This is a genomic window from Clostridium sp. AM27-28 (genome assembly GCF_003480955.1).
GTDB classification, from domain to species: domain Bacteria; phylum Bacillota; class Clostridia; order Lachnospirales; family Lachnospiraceae; genus Otoolea; species Otoolea fessa.
Window position 1 is genome coordinate 191,367 of record NZ_QUJT01000005.1, and the last position, 21,111, is coordinate 212,477.

At 49.0% G+C, this 21,111-nt stretch carries 16 protein-coding genes; 11 read left to right on the forward strand and 5 right to left on the reverse strand.

What is annotated here, in order from left to right; all coding sequences use genetic code 11:
- Window positions 1–53: 53 nt before the first annotated feature.
- From deoD to DW720_RS07690, 7 genes are all read left to right on the forward strand, one after another.
- Window positions 54–776 (forward strand): purine-nucleoside phosphorylase, encoded by a 723-nt coding sequence (gene deoD / locus DW720_RS07660; protein WP_107000027.1) that lies wholly within the window; start codon window positions 54–56, stop codon window positions 774–776.
- Between the two features lie 187 nt (window positions 777–963).
- Window positions 964–2,535 carry a nitrite/sulfite reductase gene (locus DW720_RS07665; RefSeq protein WP_118628557.1) on the forward strand — a complete coding sequence of 524 codons (1,572 nt, stop codon included), beginning with the start codon at window positions 964–966 and terminating at the stop codon, window positions 2,533–2,535.
- A 254-nt stretch (window positions 2,536–2,789) separates the two neighbouring features.
- Window positions 2,790–3,875, forward strand: coding sequence for an aspartate-semialdehyde dehydrogenase (asd, locus tag DW720_RS07670; RefSeq protein ID WP_118468829.1), 1,086 nt, complete (start codon window positions 2,790–2,792; stop codon window positions 3,873–3,875).
- 355 nt (window positions 3,876–4,230) lie between these two features.
- A complete protein-coding gene (locus DW720_RS07675) occupies window positions 4,231–5,280 on the forward strand; it encodes an aldose epimerase family protein (protein WP_118742595.1) in 1,050 nt (349 codons plus the stop codon).
- A gap of 46 nt (window positions 5,281–5,326) precedes the next feature.
- Window positions 5,327–6,217: a DMT family transporter gene (locus DW720_RS07680; RefSeq protein WP_118628555.1), complete on the forward strand. Its 891-nt coding sequence runs from the start codon at window positions 5,327–5,329 to the stop codon at window positions 6,215–6,217.
- A gap of 171 nt (window positions 6,218–6,388) precedes the next feature.
- Window positions 6,389–8,647, forward strand: coding sequence for a DNA topoisomerase (locus tag DW720_RS07685; protein WP_118683680.1), 2,259 nt, complete (start codon window positions 6,389–6,391; stop codon window positions 8,645–8,647).
- A gap of 48 nt (window positions 8,648–8,695) precedes the next feature.
- On the forward strand, window positions 8,696–9,373 hold the full coding sequence (locus tag DW720_RS07690; RefSeq protein WP_118523012.1) for a UDP-N-acetylglucosamine pyrophosphorylase: 678 nt from the start codon (window positions 8,696–8,698) through the stop codon (window positions 9,371–9,373).
- Between the two features lie 23 nt (window positions 9,374–9,396).
- Here DW720_RS07690 and mgtE read toward each other — a convergent pair whose 3' ends face one another.
- The 3 genes from mgtE to DW720_RS07700 all read right to left on the reverse strand — a co-directional run bounded on the left by mgtE (window position 9,397) and on the right by DW720_RS07700 (window position 11,851).
- A complete protein-coding gene (mgtE, locus tag DW720_RS07695; RefSeq protein ID WP_243099716.1) occupies window positions 9,397–10,848 on the reverse strand; it encodes a magnesium transporter in 1,452 nt (483 codons plus the stop codon).
- Between the two features lie 205 nt (window positions 10,849–11,053).
- On the reverse strand, window positions 11,054–11,203 hold the full coding sequence (locus DW720_RS15720) for a hypothetical protein (RefSeq protein WP_022358426.1): 150 nt from the start codon (window positions 11,201–11,203) through the stop codon (window positions 11,054–11,056).
- 63 nt (window positions 11,204–11,266) lie between these two features.
- Entirely contained in the window at window positions 11,267–11,851 is a 585-nt protein-coding gene (locus DW720_RS07700) for a TetR/AcrR family transcriptional regulator (RefSeq protein ID WP_107000022.1), read from the reverse strand.
- A gap of 410 nt (window positions 11,852–12,261) precedes the next feature.
- Between DW720_RS07700 and DW720_RS07705 the strand changes: the two genes are divergently transcribed.
- Genes DW720_RS07705 through DW720_RS07720 form a run of 4 tightly spaced genes read left to right on the forward strand, consistent with a single transcriptional unit; the run spans window position 12,262 to window position 18,979 of the window.
- A complete protein-coding gene (locus DW720_RS07705; protein WP_118468738.1) occupies window positions 12,262–12,894 on the forward strand; it encodes a cytidylate kinase-like family protein in 633 nt (210 codons plus the stop codon).
- Window positions 12,895–12,919: 25 nt separating this feature from the next.
- A complete protein-coding gene (locus DW720_RS07710; protein ID WP_243022029.1) occupies window positions 12,920–13,888 on the forward strand; it encodes a cell surface protein in 969 nt (322 codons plus the stop codon).
- Between the two features lie 35 nt (window positions 13,889–13,923).
- The gene (locus DW720_RS07715) at window positions 13,924–16,365 is read left to right on the forward strand and encodes an MMPL family transporter (protein ID WP_107000020.1); all 2,442 of its coding nucleotides are present in this window, start codon (window positions 13,924–13,926) and stop codon (window positions 16,363–16,365) included.
- Window positions 16,349–18,979 (forward strand): hypothetical protein, encoded by a 2,631-nt coding sequence (locus DW720_RS07720; protein ID WP_118749461.1) that lies wholly within the window; start codon window positions 16,349–16,351, stop codon window positions 18,977–18,979. The genes DW720_RS07715 and DW720_RS07720 overlap by 17 nt, the downstream gene beginning before the upstream one ends.
- 128 nt (window positions 18,980–19,107) lie before the next feature.
- On the opposite strand, the gene DW720_RS07725 is transcribed toward DW720_RS07720, so the two are convergent.
- A complete protein-coding gene (locus tag DW720_RS07725) occupies window positions 19,108–20,157 on the reverse strand; it encodes a site-specific integrase (protein ID WP_118749462.1) in 1,050 nt (349 codons plus the stop codon).
- Window positions 20,158–20,417: 260 nt separating this feature from the next.
- Complete coding sequence (locus DW720_RS07730; RefSeq protein WP_118749463.1) at window positions 20,418–21,086, reverse strand: NYN domain-containing protein; 669 nt, start codon at window positions 21,084–21,086, stop codon at window positions 20,418–20,420.
- Between the last annotated feature and the right edge of the window lie 25 nt (window positions 21,087–21,111).

The following is a 21,111-nucleotide window of genomic DNA, read 5'->3' on the forward strand; positions in this document are numbered from 1 at the left end:
AATCAAACAGAAAGATTCCGAGAGTACATTTACGAAAAAAGGAGGTATTTCATATGGCTGAACTTCAGAACACACCGACCCCTCATATCGGGGCAAAGCAGGGCGAGATTGCGGAGACGATTTTGCTTCCGGGCGATCCGCTGCGGGCAAAGTATATCGCAGAACATTTTCTGACGGATGCAAAACAGTTCAATACAACGAGAAATATGTACGGTTATACCGGCTATTATCAGGGCAAACGCGTGTCTGTCATGGGAACCGGCATGGGCTGTCCGTCGATGGGAATTTATTCCTATGAGCTGATTCATTTTTATGGATGCAGGAATCTGATCCGGATCGGAACTGCCGGTGCGCTGCGTCCGGAGGTAAAGGTGCGCGAGCTTATTTTCGCGATGGGCTCCTGTACGACATCCAACTATGTAAAACAGTTCCGCCTGCCGGGGGATTATTCCTGCGTGTGCAGCTATGAGCTGCTGGAAAAGGCAGTTGAGTCCGCGAAAAAGAGAAATTTAAAATATCATGTCGGTAATATTTTGTGTTCCGATATGTTCTACAACCCGCCGCTTGAGCCGGACGGAACTAGCTGGGCGCAGATGGGCGTGCTGGCGGTGGAGATGGAGTCGGCGGCACTTTACAGCAACGCTGCCTATGCGGGCGCAAATGCGATCTGTATCCTGACCGTATCGGATTCGGCAGTGACCGGAGAGGCGACGACGGCAGAAGAACGGGAGAAGACGTTTACCAATATGATGGAAGTGGCGCTGGATCTGGTGTAAGATAAGCTGGTAAAAGTAGAATTTGAAGTAACTGTTCAGTAGGTCTGCGCATTTACTGCGCTGACCGTACGAAAACAAGGACCAGCAGGCAAAAATCCCATTGCCGTAGGCAATTTTTAATGGATTTTTGCGCGTGACTGTGAAGGTGCTGAACAGTTACAATTTGAAGAGAAAACAGGAGAGAAAAATGATAGGAATTGCTCCAAAGGAGTGGAAAACAGATCTTCCGGAGTTTTGTGAAAAAACGAGGGATTTTTATGCAGGAAAGATGGATAAGGGCTCATATAAGGGCTTTTCAGGACGTTACGGCAGTTATGCACAGAAAGGCGGCGCGGCGAGCATGCTGCGTCTGCGTATGACGGCAGGATGTGTGTCGAAGGAGAAGCTTGCATTTATCGCAAAGGCAATCCGCGCATATCAGGTAAATATGGTACATTTTACGACTTGTGAGAGCGTGCAGTTTCACAATCTGGATGAGAAATCAGTCTGTGAATTGATGGAGCAGGCACTCGATGCCGGGATAGTGACGATGGGCGGCGGCGGAGATTTCCCGCGAAATGTGATGTGTTCTCCGCTTTCCGGTGTGGAAGAGGGCGAATATTTCGACGTTATGCCGTGGGCGAAGGCGGCGGGCGAATACCTGATGACCTTCATCAATGCGGAAAAGATGCCGCGCAAGCTCAAGGTTTGTTTCTCTAATTCACCGGCGAATGTGACGCACGCGACCTACCGAGATCTGGGATTTGTGGCTTGCCCGGACGGAACGTTTGAGGTATACAGTGCAGGCGGTCTGGGAAATAATCCGCAGTTTGGCGTTAAAGTTGCCGAGGGCGTTGCGCCGGAGAAGATTCTTTATTACATTAAGGCGATGTGGCTGACATTCCGGGCATATGGCAATTACGAAAACCGCGGAAAAGCGCGTACCCGGTATATGCAGGAAGCACTCGGCGGAGCGGAAAATTACCGGAAGGCGTATCAGGAAAAGCTTCAGGAGGTACTGGCATCCGGGGAACAGCTGGATCTTTCACGTGAGGAAGTGATGGCAGCGGCAGGAATGAAAGAAAAGCAGGGCAAAACAGGCGATGGAAGCAGCGCGTCGGGAGAACGTGTGCTGGAGCAGAAACAGCCGGGACTTTATACGGTTATCTGGCATCCGATTGGCGGACAGCCGCGCCCGGAGACGCTGGCATCCCTGGGAGAACTGATGCAGTCGATTGACGGCACAGAGCTTCGCTTGGCACCGGATGAAACTGCTTATATCATCAATTTGACCGGAGCAGAAGCAGAGAAGATTCTGGAGGCGACGAAGGAGACGGCTCAGACAAAGTTTGAGACATCGGTAAGCTGTATCGGTGCGTCGATCTGTCAGGTTGGTGCACGCGATTCGCAGGCTCTGTTACAGGCGTGTGTAAAGGCGGTCGGGGAGGCACAGATCCCGGACGGCGCACTTCCGCAGATTCATATTTCCGGATGTCCGTCTTCCTGCGGTACCCACCAGACTGGACCGATGGGATTCCGCGGAGGCGTGCGGATGGCAGATGGCAAGGCACAGCCGGCATTTGTATTTTATCTGGGCGGAAATGAGGTACAGGGAAAAGAGACGATGGGACGTGAGTTTGGCACGATGTTTGAGAGCGAGATTCCGTCGTTCTTAGTCAAACTTGGAAAAGAGATTGCGGCAAGGGGGCTTGATTTTGAGAGCTACCGGACGCAGTACCCGGATGGGATTGAGAAGGCTGCAGCGGAATACTTAGCTTAGAAGAACCTATTTTGAGTTAAAACATCGTTAAATCCGTGACAGACGTTATAAATTTATCAAATGTCCGCGAGTGACGTACAAATGTATTTTTCTTGCGGAAAAATGTTGATTTTTTGTTTGTTTTGTTATAGGATAGACAAGAATTACAGCGGCAGAGTGAAAACGTGTTGCAGAGCAGGAGCTTCCTATCCAAACTCCATCCTGCCATGAGAAGCTGAAAAAGCCGCTGTCAGAAGAGGAGAAAAACGATGAACATGGAAAAGAAATTACGTGTAGGCATTCTGGGAGCAACTGGTATGGTAGGTCAGCGTTTCATCACGCTTCTGGCAAATCATCCGTGGTATGAGATTACTGCGCTGGCAGCAAGCCCGCGTTCTGCAGGAAAAACATATGAGGAGGCAGTCGGCGGACGCTGGAAAATGCAGACCCCGATGCCGGAGTGTGTGAAGAAGATGGCCGTTATGAACGTAAACGAGATCGAGAAGGTAGCATCCGAAGTTGATTTTGTGTTCAGCGCCGTAGATATGACAAAAGAAGAGATCCGTGCGATTGAAGATGCGTATGCAAAGACAGAAACACCGGTTGTTTCCAACAACAGCGCACACCGCTGGACACCGGATGTTCCGATGGTAGTGCCGGAGATCAATCCGGAGCACTTTAAGGTGATTGAGTTCCAGAAAAAACGTCTGGGAACCAAGAGAGGCTTCGTAGCGGTAAAACCGAACTGCTCCATCCAGAGCTATGCACCGGTTCTGACTGCATGGAAGGAATTTGAGCCATATGAGGTAGTAGCTACGACGTATCAGGCAATCTCCGGAGCTGGCAAGACGTTCAAAGACTGGCCGGAGATGGAAGGCAACATCATCCCGTACATCGGCGGTGAGGAGGAGAAGAGTGAGCAGGAGCCGCTTCGTCTCTGGGGAGAGATCAAGGACGGCGAGATCGTGAAGGCATCCGAGCCAGTGATTACCTGCCAGTGCATCCGTGTACCGGTTCTGGACGGACATACAGCAGCCGTATTTGTAAAGTTCAGAAAGAAACCAACCAAAGAGCAGCTGATCGAGAAGCTGGTTAATTTCAAAGGACTTCCGCAGGAACTGGAGCTTCCGAGCGCACCGAAGCAGTTCATTCAGTATCTGGAAGAGGATAATCGTCCGCAGGTACAGCTGGATGTCAACTATGAGAAGGGCATGGGCGTATCTGTTGGCCGTCTGAGAGAAGACAAAGTTTACGATTGGAAGTTTGTAGGTCTCTCCCACAACACACTGCGCGGCGCAGCCGGCGGTGCGGTACTGTGTGCAGAGCTTCTGACCGCACAGGGATATATCCAGGCGAAATAAAGAAATCTGTTCAGAGAATCCGTGAAATAGAAAATTAAAACTGATAAAAGTAAGAACTGCCGCCCAGTGGAGGAGAAGCTGTTTGAAAAACGATGGCTGACTCTGCTCTGGAAGGCAGTTTTTATTTGTGTCATAGGAAACATGTGTGAACAGTGACGAACCTTGAAATTTTTATAATTAGATTTGGAAAAATGGGTGTGCATGAGGGGAAAAGTATTGTATACTTGTAACTGTCCAGTAGGTCTGCGCATTATAAATCAGCTATTTATAAGTTAGACAGATTTATTCTGACAAAAGTAAGCATAAAAAATGCGAGAAATATTTTTCGGATTCTAAAAATTAAGGGGGATTTGGCATGGTTGAGAAGACAATCTTTGGAACAATGGAAGATGGCAGAGAGGTCAGTCGTTATACATTGACGAATCAGAATGGCGTTTCTGCATCCTTTTTAGATCTGGGTGCAATCTGGTCCACGATGCTGGTGCCGGATCGGAATGGAGAGATGGCGGATGTCCTGCTGGGACATGAAACAGTAGCAGACTGCCTGATAAGCGATGGACATCTGGGCGAGGCTGTTGGACGAAATGCAAACCGGATTGGCGGCGCGGCGTTTACGTTAAATGATAAAAAATACGAATTGACGGCGAATGATGGTCCGAACAACCTGCACAGCGGTATGGATTTCTACCGGAACCGTATCTGGGCGGCGGAATATGAGACGGGCATTAATCAGGTTTCTTTTACACTGGAAAGCCCGGACGGCGATCAGGGATATCCGGGAAATGCCTCGATCCGTGTGACCTACACGCTGACAGATGAAAATGAAGTAAAGATTCATTACGAGGGGATCTGCGATCAGGATACTATTTTTAATATGACAAATCACGCGTATTTCAATCTGGCAGGTCATGAGAGTGGTCCGGCGCTTTCACAGATGGTTTACATTGACAGTGATGCGATCACGGCGGTAGACAAGGTGCTGATCCCGACCGGTGAGATCCGCAAGGTGATGGGAACTCCGATGGATTTCTCGGATTTCAAGCCGATCGGATGCGATATTGAAGCGGATTATGATCAGTTAAAACTGGGCGGCGGCTACGATCATAACTGGATTCTCAACCATGAGGCGGGTGTGTCCAGTCTGGCGGCGGCTGCGATCGATGAGGAGAGCGGGCGCAAGATGGAGGTATACACTGATCTGCCGGGAGTTCAGTTCTACACGGGCAATTTCCTGGACGGACAGGTTCCGGGTAAGGGCGGCGTGAAGTATGCGAGACGCCAGGGATACTGCTTTGAGACTCAGTATTACCCGAACGCAGTCAACATGCCGGGATTTGCATCCCCGATCGTGAAAAAGGGCGAGAAATACGATACAACGACCAGTTATAAATTTATGACGGTTTAAATTTGTATTTGATTTGTGATCATTTTGACATAGGATAGAGATTGACATGAGTGAGACAAACAACAAGGGAGTAAAAGTGCTGGCATCTGCCAGCCTTTTATTTGTAACAATTATCTGGGGCAGCGCGTTCGTTGTGATGAAAAATTCGATGGACGCGATCACACCTACATACCTTTTGGCGTACCGGTTTACGATCGCGGCGCTTGGGATGGCGGCTCTTTTCTGGAAACAGATCCGGGGAATGTCGATGCAGGAGTTTAAATGCGGCGCACTGGCGGGATTGTTTCTATTTATCAGTTATTATTTTCAGACGTATGGGCTGAAATACACGACCGCGAGTAAAAATGCGTTTATTACGACGTTGTATGTGGTGATCGTACCATTTCTGGCATGGGCGGTTAATCATGTGCGCCCGAAAGCAAATAACCTGATCGCAGCGGGATTTGCTGTTGTGGGATTGGCGCTTTTATCGCTGAAAGGCGATCTGTCGGTCAATTTTGGTGATTTCCTGACGCTGGTGTGCGGCATCTGCTTTGCGGTTCATATGATTTTTCTGGATCGCTTCACGGCATACTGCACTCCGATCCGCCTGACGGTCATGCAGATGGGAACAGCGGCGGCGTGTTCGTGGGTGCTGGGGCTTCTCACGGAAGGAGCGTTCCATCCGGAAGTATTTACACTGCCGGGAGTAGCAGTTTCGATGCTGTATCTGGGACTCGCATCCAGTATGCTCTGTTTTCTGCTTCAGACAGTGGGGCAGAAATATCTGAGCGCCAGCACATCCTCGATTCTACTGTCGTTTGAATCGGTGTTTGGACTCCTGTTCTCTGTCTGGCTGCTGCATGAGAAGCTGACGGTGCGGATGCTAATTGGCTGTGCGCTGATGTTTGCGGCGGCGATTCTGGCGGAGTGGACGCCGAAGCGGAAAAGTAATTAGAGGAAATTAGGTAACTGTTCAGCAGGTCTGCGCATTTACTGCGCTGACCGTACGAAAACATGGGCCAGCAGGCAAAAATCCCATTGCCGTAGGCAATTTTTAATGGATTTTTGCGCGTGACTGTGAAGGTACTGAACAGTTACGAAATTAGTAAGATAGGAGCAGAACAACGTGGCAAAATCGTTATTTATAGCCGAGAAACCGAGCGTGGCGCGTGAGTTCGCAAATGCACTCAAGGTAAATGGACGATCGGTGGATGGCTATATTGAGTCGGAAAATGCGGTTGTGACCTGGTGTGTTGGACATCTGGTCACGATGAGCTATCCAGAAGTATATGATATGAAATATAAGCGCTGGAGTCTGGAGACACTTCCATTTCTCCCGAAAGAATGGAAATATCAGGTTATCGACAGCGTGAAGAAACAGTTTGGAATCGTGAGCGGTCTCTTAAACCGGGCGGATGTAGATACAATCTACGTCTGTACCGACTCGGGACGGGAGGGAGAATATATCTACCGCCTCGTCGCGCAGATGGCTGGCGTGCAGGGCAAGAGACAGAAGCGCGTCTGGATCGATTCACAGACGGAGGAAGAGATTCTGCGCGGCATCCGCGAAGCGAAGGATCTGTCCGAATACGATCATCTGGCGGATTCGGCATATCTGCGGGCAAAAGAAGATTATCTGATGGGAATTAACTTTTCCCGCGCACTGACGTTGAAATATGGACCATCTGTTTCTAACTATATGCGAAGTTCTGACCGGACCGTGATCTCAGTCGGACGCGTCATGACCTGTGTCCTCGGTATGGTAGTCCGTCGGGAGAGGGAGATCCGGGAATTTGTCAAAACGCCATTTTACCGCGTGATTGGTACATTCGGACCGGCAGGCATCTCGATTGACGGCGAATGGCGGGCGGTGGAAGGAAGCCGGTACTATGGAACGCCTTGTCTGTATAAGGAAAATGGTTTTAAGGAGCGAAAGGACGCGGAGGCGCTGATTGCATGGCTGTGGGAACGCGAGAATGGAAGCGAAAATTCGGGAGTCATGCAGTCAGAGGTCAGCGACGCAGGAAAAGCGAACGCGGGTTTAATGGGCGTATATAATACTTCGCAGGGAACCATTTTAAAAGTGGAAAAGAAAAAGGAAACCAAAAATCCACCTCTTCTCTATAACCTGGCGGAGCTCCAGAATGATTGTTCTAAAATGTTTAAAATCAGCCCGGATCAGACCCTGAAAGTGGTGCAGGAGCTGTATGAGCGAAAACTGGTTACCTATCCGCGAACGGACGCGCGTGTGCTTTCAACGGCGGTGGCGAAGGAGATCAGTAAAAATATCGGCGGTCTGACGCATTATGAGCCGCTGGCGGCATTTGCATCGGAGGCGATGCAGGCGGGGCTGTGGAAAAACATAGCAAAAACGCGCTATGTCAATGATAAGCAGATTACCGATCACTACGCAATCATACCGACCGGACAGGGACTCGGTGCGCTGCGAAGTCTCCCAGAGTTGAACCGTAAGATTTACCAGGTGATTGTGCGCCGTTTCTTAAGCATCTTTTATCCGGCGGCGATTTACCAGAAATATGCGGTTGAGATTGAGGTAAAAGGTGAACATTTCTTTGCCGGTTTCAAAGTATTGAAAGAAGTGGGATATCTCAAAGTGGCAGAAATTCCGAAAAAGAAAAAGGACACTGCCGGGGAAGGTGTCGGCAGAACGAACCGTCTTGAAACAGGTATAGATGGAAATGATGCGGAAAATCCGGCAGGAGAAGCAGATGGAACGGACAGCAGCCAGCCAAAGGTAATTGACGCGTCCCACCCAGAGTTTATCCAGATGCTGGAACAGCTCAAAAAGGGGATGAAAGTGTCACTGGATGATTTGCAGATTAAAGAGGGCGAGACGTCTCCGCCGAAGCGTTATTCCTCCGGTTCGATGATTCTGGCGATGGAAAATGCCGGTCAGCTTATCGAGGACGAAGAGCTGCGCGCTCAGATCAAGGGCAGCGGCATCGGAACGAGTGCAACCCGCGCGGAGATCCTGAAAAAGTTGTTCAACATCAAATATATGGCGCTCAATGAAAAAACGCAGGTTATCACGCCGACCTACCTGGGCGAGCTGATTTACGAGGTTGTACACACATCCATGAAGCAGCTTCTCAACCCGGAATTGACGGCAAGCTGGGAAAAAGGTCTGACCTATGTGGCAGAGGGCAGCATCACGCCGGATGAATATATGCAGAAATTAGAGCGCTTCGTTATCGGACGCACTTACAATGCGGTTCATATGGGAAATGCGTATGGGCTGCGGCCGGCGTTTGATGCGGTTGCTGTGTTCTACCAGAATGCAGAGAAAGAGAAGAAGAGTTCGAGAAGTGCGAAGAGCGCGGGAAATATGAAAGCTGCAAGAGCGACAAAAGCTGGAACCAAATAGCTTATTTATAATAATAGAATCAATTGAATTTTAGGAAAGGCAATGATCATGAAAAAAGAAGAAATGAAAATCACAGAATTATATGATTTAACCCATACGCTGGCTTCGGATTATCTGAAACAGTTTACATACCCGTGGGAGGCACTGGCAGGTCTTAGTGATTTTATCATCGAACTGGGAAACAGCCTGGATCCGGCAGAATATGAGAAACGCGGTGAAAACATCTGGGTTCATAAGACAGCGAAGGTATTCGACAGCGCCTATCTGCACGGACCGGTCATCGTCGGCAAAGACGCCGAGGTGCGCCACTGTGCATTCGTCCGTGGCAGCGCCCTGATCGGAGAAAGTGCGGTAGTCGGAAACTCCACTGAGCTTAAAAACGTCATCCTGTTCGACAAAGTACAGGTACCGCACTACAACTACGTCGGAGACTCCATCTTAGGCTACAAATCCCACATGGGCGCCGGTTCCATCACCTCCAACGTAAAATCCGATAAACTTCTGGTAGAAATCCACGCCGAAGACGGCAAGGTAGAAACCGGACGCAAAAAAATCGGCGCCATGCTCGGTGATAACGTAGAAGTAGGCTGCGGCTCCATCCTAAATCCAGGTAGCATCATCGGACGCGGCACCAATATCTATCCGCTTTCCAGCGTGCGCGGCGGGGTGGATGCAAACTCCATTTATAAGAAGCAGGGAGAAATTGCTAAAAAAGAAGTGCGCTGACAAATCTCTATATTGAACGGTTTTTATACTAAATGAAACACATCCACCAGCAAAATTTCTGCCAGTCCATAATAAGTCACAACCGCTACCAGATCATTCACCGTCGTGATAAGCGGACCAGACGCAACTGCCGGGTCAACCTTCAGCTTGTGAAACAGCATCGGCACCAGTACGCCGACCAGGCTGGAGATTACCATTGCGGTCAGAAGAGAGATGCCGACACAGCCGGAAAGTGCAAACGAGAAGAAAAGACTCTTCTGCTTCATAATATGGATGAAAATGCCGATTACGACGAACGAAGCCGAGCCCAGCAGCAGTCCATTTAAAAATCCGATTCGCATTTCCTTGAATACAAATCCCAGCTTCTGCATCGCGGAGATATCCTCATCCATCAGGACACGGATGGTGACAGCCAGCGACTGGGTGCCGACATTGCCTGCCATGTCGAGGATCATCGACTGGAAGCAGATAAGAAGTGCGATACGGTCAACGATCGGCTCGAAAATGCCGACTACTGAGGAAACCCCCATGCCGAGGAAGAGCAGCAGCACCAGCCACGGGAGACGTTTTTTCAAACTCTGCAACAGTGGTTCGTGCAGATCCTCTTCCGAAGTAAGACCTGCCAGCTTTGCGTAGTCATCACCCATCTCGTCGTCGATCGCCTCGGCGATGTCCTCGTAAGTGATGGCACCGATGATCTTATGGTTCCGATCGAGTACAGGGATAGAATCCTCGCTGTAATCGATCAGCTCTTCCATACAGTCCGAAGATTTTTCATCCGCGTACACATACGGATAGGAGGTACTGATAATGTCCTCCAGCTTCATGTACTCACGGGCAGTGATTAAATCCTTCAGCTCGATCGCACCGAAATAGCGCCCATTTTCGTCTTCGACGTAGATGGTGTCGATGTTGTCGTTGTCCTCCGCCTGGGAGATCAGATGGCGCATTGCCTGCTTGATCGTACAGTTATTGGGAATGACGATGTAGTTGGTCGTCATCCGGCTACCGATCTGTTCCTCATCGTAGGAAAAGATCAGGTGGATATCATCCTTAGATTCCTGATCCATGCGCGCGATCAGGGCTTCTTTTTCCTCCGGATCTAAATTTTCGAGGATATCGACCGCCTCATCGGCATCCATCTCTGCCAGAACGGCTGCCGCCCGGTCAAGTCCCAGCTCATGCAGATAAGGCGCCGGTTCATCGAGATAGGTGAAAATCTCTGCCGTCATTTCCAGAGAGAGAATATTGTAGAGGCGTTTCCGGGTCGCAGTGTCCAGTGTTTCCAGAACCTCGGCAATATCGTTTGCATGGTAATTGTCGAGGTCATCCCGGATCACGCTTGCCGGTTTTCCGCTGCGGATGATCGCGCGGATATTTTCTTCAAAATTAGCATTATGCTCTGCGGTTGCGGCGATCGGAGCCGTTTCCGGGGAGCTTGTTTTCTTTTCGTCCATTTCTGGAATCTGATTCATATTTGGTTCCCTCGCTTTCTGTCGTTCTATTTAATGCCGTTTGGGACGTACAGGGCGAGCAGTGCGGGGATAAAAAAATCCACCGCCAGTCGGGAACAGGATGAAATGCCGCAGATGGCAGTTTCAAACCCGCGCCAGGGCGATGGACAAATATATATGAAAACCAATCGTACCGGGAAACGGTCAGCATTGAAGCACCCGCCTGCTAAAGCAGGCGGAAATGTGCTGCCAGACAGCCCGATTCACACTCAAAAAGACCCTGCGGCAGACCAACAGTCTGGTACGCATGGTTGGAATTCATAGTTTGATTTTGCCCATCGCGACGACTTCGCCCGTTGCTGTCACAACTGTCCATGTGGTTCTCCTTTCTGAATTTTTAAAAATTGCAGTTTTATTAAAGCACGGAATTTTATGAAAGTCAAGCCGGATTTTCCAGCACTCGGATGCCTTTTAAGATAAAGTCCTCTGTCAAGATTGCCATCTGTTCTGTGGATTCCTTCATGCCGCTTTCGATCCAGTACTGAACGGTACCGACACAGCCGGAAACGATAAAGGCGGAAAATGCCGCGAGCGTATCCGGATCGCTGGAACATTTGAGATCCAGCCAGCCTTTTAAACATTTATCGCTGACAATGCGTTTCAGGCGGTTGACAAAATTCAGATCACCGTTTTCTCCTATTAAGATAGAAACAATCTCTGCATTTTCCTGTACAAGAGGAAATAGTTCTGAGAGTGCGAGGGAAGGGCGCGCTACCAGTTCGGGAACGGGATGGTGCGTCAGGACAGACTCAACCTCCTCGATCAGTTCATTTTTGATCTGATCCATCAGGTCAAAGACATCTTTATAATGAAGATAAAAGGTGCCGCGGTTGATGTCAGCCATCTCGGCGAGTTCGCGCACCGTGATATCCTGAATTTTTTTTTCTTTGAGGAGGCGGGTTAAGCATTCTTTTAACTGGCGTCTCGTCTTTCGTACACGCCGGTCGAGTATTTCTTCTTTCATAGTGACTTCCTTTCTGAACGTTTCCAGACGGGGAAACGCCGTATGACTGTGTATCGGAGGCTGTGGATGAAGGGAGTGTTAAAAATAAGTAAAAATGGGCACACCAGATACAAAAAACAAACATAATGTGATGAAATGTTGATTAAAATACAACTGACGTAAAAATGATTATTGTATTCATTCGAACAACTTAGTATAATGCATTATAGTTCAAAAATGAACAAATGTCAATTAAACAGACATGAGTTGTATATGCTCTATTTTAGATGTAACTGTTCACTGCGAAAAAGTCTTTTGTATGGAACGTTTCACAGACGGCAGGAGTGGCTGACAATCGTGAAAGGAACGGCTATGAGAACCTGCAGCATATGCGAAAGCAAAAGGAAATAGATACGAAGGTGGAATCTGGTATGAAAAATTTTGTCATTACAATCGGAAGAGAGTTTGGAAGCGGCGGCCATAATCTGGGGAAGTCTCTGGCAAAGGAACTGGGAATTCCCTGTTATGACCGCCATCTGATAGAGGAAGCAGCGGTGTGCGGCGGATTTAAGATGGAGGAACTGGAAGAGGCGGACGAGATGAAGGCGAACCGTTTTCTTTTTAAGGTTCCGGCCAAGTGCAATCCGTTTACCGGTTATGGAAAGCCGATGAATGATACCTTGTTTGTCGTGCAGTCCCAGTTGATCCGGGAGTATGCGAAGAAAGGTCCATGCATTATCGTGGGACGCTGCGCTGACAAGATCCTGGAGGAGACAGAAGGGCTTATTTCTCTATTTATATATGCCCCGATGGAGGCGCGCGTGAAGGAGATTATGCGGCGTTACGAGACAGATGAAAAAGAAGCTGAATACCTGATCAAACAAGCGGATAAAATACGGAAAAATTATTATAATTTTTATGCAAAAAAGACATGGGCGGATAAAGCAAGTTATAATATGCTGATTGACAGCAGCCGGATCTCGGAAAAGGAACTGGCGGCGATGCTCCGGGCACTTTTAACGGCACGGGGAGTGGAACTGGAAACAGATGGATCCGATCAATAAGCATAAAGAAGAGTGAGGACAGCGTATGAAGGACGGAAGTTTGTGGATGAAGAAGGAAGAAAAACGGACGGCGCCGGGGTTAAAAAGGGCGCTGAAAGCGGTTCTGGGACATAAGATAGTACGGCTGGCAGGAATTGCAGGAGTAAGTCTCCTTTTCTCAGCGTCTGCCGCCCAGACAGTGCTTGCGGATGATGCGGGTGTCTGGCAGCCGGTGGAGAATGGTTATTATCTGGTGGGAATGGACGGTTCTTACCTGACGGGTTGGCAGCAGATGGGCGGAAAATGGTACCTGCTCGGAGCAGACAGTTTGATGAAAACGGGCTGGGAGCAGGAAAATGGAACCTGGTATTATCTGCAAGGGGACGGCGCGATGGCGACCGGCTGGCAGAATATCGACGGAAAATACTATTTCCTGAAAGACAGCGGCGCGATGGAGGGAACGACCTTCACAAAGGATGAGACGCAGTATACGATCAACGCGGACGGCAGCCTGGCGAACGCCAAAAAGAAGAAAAACACGGGCGGCGGCGCGTACACGCTGGCATTTCTGGATGCAGATACCCAGGCGATGGCGGACAGCTTAAATGAGCTGAAGGCGGACGCGTTTGACGGGGATGAGGAAGAAGATTACTATGACGATGACAAAAAAGATTACGATAAAGATGCCAGCTTTATTTTAAATGGAAAATTACAGCAGATCGCCGAACACCGTCTGGCGATGGCACGCAGTAAGGGCTATGGAAGCAGCCGGATCCCGGATGAAGGCACACTTGATGATTACCTCAAATCCATCGGGGAAAGCACTGCGAGACGTCATACGGAGATTTACCTCATCAACTGTGATGATGTGACGCAGGCAGAAGAAAAGCTTCTGCGTAATCACGACAGCGACGAGAAAAAGCGCGTGGACCGGGTGATTTATTATAAGGAAATGGGTGTTGCACATCAGCAGGTCGGCGATAAGCATTATTATATGATTATTTTGATGCGGTAAGGATCGCAATCATTGTATGACAGGAGCAAGCAGGCATGAAACTGAAATTTTTACATAAACGCAAAGAAGAAAAACAGACGGAAAAAGAAGCCTTCTCCCTGCCGAAATTCATCATTGAGCGGAGCAGGGCGATCGAGATTGTCTTTCTGGTTCTGGTGCTGATATCAGCGCTCATGGCGCCGTTTGTCGAGATCAACTATGATCTGACGGAATACCTGCCGTCGACCGTCCAGTCCAAACAGGGACTGGACCTGATGGAAGAGAAATTCGGCTACCCCGGCACGGGGCGCATCATGATTGATGATGTTTCGCTTTATGAGGCGAAAGCCTACAAGGATAAAATAGAGGCGTTGGACGGAGTCGATCAGGTCATGTGGCTCGATACATCGACCAGCGTATACGCGGCGGACGCATTTATCAACTTTAATAGTGTTGATGAGTATTACAAGGATAATACGGCGGTTATGGATATTGTTTTTGTAAACGGCGACACGGATAAGAGGACGTCCCAGACGATCGATGAGATCAAGGACATTCTCGGAGACAAGGGACATTACGTCGGCATGGCGGTTCAGAACAAATCGCTGCAGGAAAATGTTTCGAGCGAGATGAAGCTGATTATGACGCTGGCGGTCGTGGTTATTTTCCTGATTCTGACCGTGACGACGAACTCCTGGTTTGAACCGGTGCTGTATCTGACGGTCATGGGCGTGGCGATCGTCCTGAACAAAGGAACGAACCTGTTTATCGGGCGGATATCCTTTTTGACGAACAGTGTGTCGGCGGTCCTGCAGCTCGCCTGCTCGATGGATTATTCGATTTTCTTAAGCCACGCGTTTGCGAGGGAAAAGGCAAAGGGACTGGATCAGATGACCGCGTTAAGCAACGCGATCAATGAGGCATTAAACTCCATTTTCGCCAGCAGCCTGACGACGATCGTCGGATTTATCGTTCTGTGTTTTATGAAGTTTAATATCGGATTTGATATGGGACTCGTGCTGGCAAAAGGTATTGTCCTGAGTCTTCTGACAGTGGTGTTTTTTATGCCGGCGATGATTCTGCGTATGACGCCGATGATTGAGAAAACATCCCATCGTTCGTTCCTGCCGTCGTTTGATAAGCTCAGCCACGGTATCTACAACAGCCGCCGCATCGTGCTGATTCTGATTGCGGTGCTGGCGATCCCGGCATACACGGCGCAGAGCATGAACGATTTCCTCTACGGAAATGACGCGGTCGGCGCCAGCGAGGGAACGACGGTATATGAGGATGATGAGCTGATCACAGCGAAATTCGGACGAAGCAATATGATGATGGCAATCGTGCCGGATACTTCTTTTATCAAGGAAAAACAGTTCACGGATGAGCTGGAAGACCTGCCGTACATGAAGAGTGTAACGTCCTTGTCCGGGCAGCTCCCGGAGGGCGTACCGGAAGATTTCCTTCCGTACAGCATCACAAGCCAGTTACATAAAAAAGATTATGCGAGAATCCTTATTTACGTTAAGAGTAAGGGCGAGAGCAAGCTGGCGTACCAGTGCTCGGATGAGATCCAGGCGATCATGAAGAAATATTATCCGGAAAATTCGTATCTGGTCGGCACAACACCGTCCACACAGGACATCCAGACGACGATCACGAAGGATTACAGCCGTGTCAATGTGATGTCGCTGATCGGCGTATTTGTGGTTGTCATGTGGAGTTTTAAATCACTGATTATTCCGCTCCTTATCATGATTCCGATTGAGGTCGCGATTTTCGTCAATATGGCGGTACCGTACATCGTCGGAGACACGATGATTTTCATTGGTTACATTATCGTAAGCTGTATCCAGCTGGGCGCGACCGTCGATTATGCGATTCTGACGACGAACAATTATCTGGAATGCCGCAAGACGATGGATAAGAAGGAAGCGGCGATCGGGGCGCTGAATCTTGGTATTCCGGCGATTCTGACATCCGGTTCGATCCTGACCTGTGCCGGATATATTGTATACAAGGTATCGAGTGTCGCGGCGATCGGCGATCTGGGACATTTGATTGGACGGGGGGCTCTGATTAGTATGCTTTTTGTCTGCTCCCTGATGCCGGCATTTCTGGTATTGTTTGATCATATCCTGATGCAGAACGAATTTGAGAGGATTCATCTGTTTTTCAAAAAACGGCGCGAACGCCGCCATGCCCGTATGAAACGGGCGGCAAGACGCGTGGCTGGTGCCGTGTGGAAAGGGAAAAAGCCGCTGGTAGATTCAGTTACGTCGAAAAGAAAACAATTCGAAGCTGAAACGAAAGCGCTGGAAGATACAGAAATGACAGAGATGGGCGGTTCTCAAGAGAAAACAGATTCCGATGCGGAGGCGCGGGAGAAACACAGAAGAAAGCTCCGGCTACTCGGAAAAGTGAGAGAACGAAGAAAAGACCGGAAACGGAAGATGACAGAAAAAAGGGAGGCTGGAAGCCATGAAGAAGATCATTAGAAGAGGAGCGGCGGCGACGCTGGCAGCGGTTACGCTGGTAACGAGTGCGGCAGTTCCTGTCCGGGCGGCTGCACCAAGAGTTCAGGTAGATGAAACGATGTATGTCAATCTGGACTATTATGGAACGGCAACGCAGATCAATGTGGTCAAAGGCTGTACCACGAATGGACTGACCGAATATACCGATTATGGTACCTATGACAAGGTGGTCAACATGACGGACGACACGGCGCCGGAAATTGGCGATGGAACCGTCACATGGAAACTGCCGGAGAAGAATTCGCGTTTTTATTATCAATGTACGATGCCGAAAAACAGCGTCGATCTGCCCTGGACGTTTGACGTTTCCTATAAACTTAATGGAGTGGAAGCGGATGCATCCAAACTGGCGGGGGCGTCTGGTCTGGTTGAGGTCAATGTAAAGGCGACCCCGAATGAGGAGGCGAAGGCGTATTACAAAAATAATATGGTGTTGACCGTGCTTGTGCCGGTGGATATGGAGAAATGCTATAGTGTCGATGCGCCGGGCGCGCAGGTGCAGTCGGTTGGAAGCTATCAGGCGGCAATGTTTGCGGCGCTTCCGGGCGAGGACGGCGATTTTACAGTCCGGGTCGGCACGGATAAGTATGAGAATATCGGAGTCATTATGATGATGGTTCCGGGGACCCTGGATGAGCTGAACCGCATCAAGGATCTGAAAGAGGCGAAAGATACCTGGCGCGAGGATGGAAACAAGATGTATGACAGCATGAATGCGCTGTTAAAGACGATGGAATCCATGAAGTCGGATGTTTCCGGCGTGAAGGGCGGTCTGGCAAATCTCGATCAGGCGCGTGGAACCGTCAGTGCTAACCGGAAACAGATCGAGGCGCTCTCGACACAGGCGCTTGCCGATCTGCAGGCGGTCACGGATCAGACGACGGTCATGATTCCGTATTTACAGACGGCGCGCGATGCGGTGACGGATATTAACAGCAACACACAGGCGCTTTCCAATACGATGGAAGATATGCAGGATGAACTAGATCGCCTGTATGATCGTCTGGGAGGTTTGAGCAAATCGCTCCGGTCGGCTTCGGATGAATTAAATAAGGGTCTTGTCAGCCAGCAGACGCAGGATGCGATCGAGAAAGATATTGTCCAGCGGACGGCGGAAGTCCAGAAAATTTTGGAAGAACTCGATAAACTTCTGGGACAGGGAAATACCTCCCTGGCGGTGACAGAACAGGGGATTGGAAGCCTGAATCAGAGTTTAGCCACGTTAGACGGCATGAAGCTGAAACGGATCCGCAAGATGAAGAGTGCGGAGAAGGAAGAGACATCTGTATCGTCGGAGGCGGCATCTGGAAACGGAAATGGTCAGACAGCGGGGGCGGCTGGCAGCGCAGATATCACCGATTCTGCAGGTGCCGCCGATCATGCAAGAACTACGGGTTCTGCAAATACCACGGATGACGCGGAAATGGCAGCAGGCACTTCGGCCTCTGGCTCAGCAGGAACAGAAAGTAAAGATTCGGCTGAACAGGAAGCAGCGGGCGCAGGCACAGCGTCTGGTGCAGCTGGTAACCAGGCGGAAAAAGCGGCTGAATCAGCGACAAAGACGGAAGAGAAGAATCCTGCTTCGACGGCAGACAAGGCAGAGGCGGATTCTGCTAAGAATTCGGGTTCCGCTTCGGAAGACAACTCCTCGGGTCAGGATGCAGAGGTGAATGCATTTGGAACCGAGGTTTCTGTGGGAACCCTGACAGCCGGACCGTCCGGCGAGCCGGGAAGCGGCGGTGTCAATGATGCGAGCTGGGAAGATGAGATTGGCAATGCAGAAGATGATGTAGAGGAGGCACTGGAGTCTCTGTCAGCGACTACTTATTCTGCGGATGCTGCAAGTCTGGTGGAAGAGACGAAGGGCATTTTCCAGAAAGTGGAGCAGGCGCAGAAAACTGCGAAAACGATTGTGAATAAAGTGAATGGTGCATTCAAGACGGCGGGAGATATTACTGGCAAGACGGGTTCGACTTTATCGGCGCTCAGAAGTTCGACCGATGAACTGATTAATTTGCTGGATGATATGCGGGTCCTGATTGACACAACGGATAAATATGTGCCGACGATGCTGGATTCCCTGTCTGATTCGGAAGAACTGATGAACCGGCTGACCAGGGCGCTTTATACCACACATGATATGCTCAGTCTTTTGAATGACACGCTGATTTCGGCAGGTGATTCGCTGGATGCCGGAACCAAGGCAACGCTGCAGGGCATGGAGAGGATTCTTGATAAGAACCTGACCATGATCGATCAGCTTGCGGCGGTTCGGGAAGCGGGGGAAGACATGAAGAGTACGCTCGATGAGCAGATCGATAAGTTTGAGGATGAGAACAACTTCCTGAACATAGATCCGGAGGCGGAGAAGATTTCCTTTACCTCCTCGAAAAATCCGTCCCCGAACAGCGTGCAGATCGTCCTGCGGACCGATGAGATCAGCGATGATGATGAATCAACCGATATCTCCGATCAGGAGGCAGACGGCAGCAGTGAAGAAGGTCCGTTAAAACGGATGTGGAATGTGCTGGTGGCGATCGTGAAGGCGATTATTGAGATATTCCAGAATCGGTAAAAGATGCAGAATAAAAATAGATAAGAAAAAGAACTGCCGCATCAGCAAATGATTTGCTGGGCGGCAGTTCTTTTTAGTGGACCAGACGGGAGTTGAACCCGCCCAAAACCCTTGATTTTAAAGGTTCTTTAAGCATCGTGTGATATTTCGTGTGATACTTGCTCAAAATGCTTATTGATAAGGTCATTTTGTTTTACAGACTCATTTGAGATAGCATTTCGGTAAACAGTTTTCATCACACCGTCAGTGCTCCAGCCGCCGCGTTGCAGAATATACTGATCCGGAACACCAATGGCGTGCATGATACTTGCCGAGTAGTGCCGCAGATCATGAAAGCGGAAATCTGGAAGCCCGGCTTTCGCCAACGCCCGCTTGAAACGGTGTGAGATGGTATCAGGGGTGGACGAAAACAAATGCCCTTTGATACCGGATAGTTTTGCGATTACCGGATCCGGAAGCGGTATAGTGCGATAGGAGGCATAGGTTTTAGGAACCTTTGTGTACCATACGTTATCCTTGCCCCGGACATAACTCTTTGTAATGGAGACCATGTTGCCTGTAATGTCTTTGTCAGTAAGAGCGCAGAGCTCGCTGCGGCGTAATGGCCCGAAAGCTCCCAACAGTACAGCACGCTCCAATTCTGGATCATCTTGAATGCTATCCAGCAATTTTTTTATGTCAGCATCAGAAGGACAATACAGTTCAGCCTTCTTTTTGGCTGGCAGCTGGATCTTAAAATGTTGATCCGGAGCAAACATTTCCAGGGTCGGCTTCAACAGTCCGATGATGTTATGGACTGATTTTGGAGATAGGTCTCGGCTCATGTCGGAGATCCAGATCTGCAGCTGCTGGCTGGTTAAGTCATTGATTTTAGTTTTCCCGAATGGTCCGGAAAAACGGGTTTTATAAATGGATTCGTATCCGCGTATGGTGGCAGGAGAAAGGACGCCGTCCTTTGCGTCGATATACCTCCGGGCAGCACTCTGGACCGTTAGATTGGAGGCGGCCTCTTGCTCGTATTTGCGATGTAGCTGCCATTCGCTTCGCAGTGCTTTAGCTTCTGCCAGCGTCGGAGCCGTAAAACTGCGGTAGTGCTTTTTGCCAGCATCGTCTGTGTAATCATATGCCTGGATCCGGACAGAGCCGGACGGCAGCAAGTGCTTTTGTTTTTTTGCCATATATCATTCTCCTCTCTGGTTGCGATGCCGCAACTCTTTAAATCTATACACACGGTGATAGACTCTGTGTGGATTTTATAAATGGGTATAAGAATAACAGCCCTTGCCAGAGTGCTCTGGAAATGATATAATTCAGGTGTTCAAGCTGGATTAATCATAACCGGAGCAATCCGGTAAGAGAAATCTATGTAAAGCCGTTCGGTGTTGGTAGCACCGGGCGGTTTTGCGTTTTATAAAGTAGAAAATAAATAGGATTTAATTTATTTGGAAGTTGTATTTGGCAGCTTTCTAGCTTTTGTCCGAATCCCGTCGATATGTTCAAATAAATCATCCTTGATAGGAGAACGCATAGGATCCAGAATAAAATCAATTCCTTCACGTCGAGCTTGCTTGGCAGCCGGAACGAAGTCACTGTCTCCAGAAATTAAAATAATACGATCAACCTGCTTTTTAAAAGCTAAAGAGGAGATATCAACACCAATACGCATATCCACGCCCTTTTGGGAAATGGACAGAGAAAAATCTTTTTCAGTTAAATCAGAAATGGAAATTTTCCCAGATAGCAACTTTTTAGTAATATCCGGTTTAATATTAAATAAAGCTTGTTCTTCAGCTAAACGTCCAAGTCGAAGAGCAAATTTTCGTTGATGCTTCAGTTCATTGAAAAAATCAGTTGCCCAAGAAAAATCTGGAGTCTGAGATAAATTAATAGCACGTTTTAATAGTGGATGGTAAATGTTTTTTGCACTTGGCGGGCAATCGTAGTAGAAAACTCTATACAAAGAAGCCCCCTCTTTTTCCTCTGAGATGTGGCGATGGCAGTAGAATGAAAGCTCTTTTGCACGTTCGGCTGGCGTTTTGTCACCATATATATTAAAAGCACGTTTTCTATAAAAAGCTCCGTCTACAAGAATTGCTGTTTTTATCATAATGTAATACTCCTTATCTAAATAA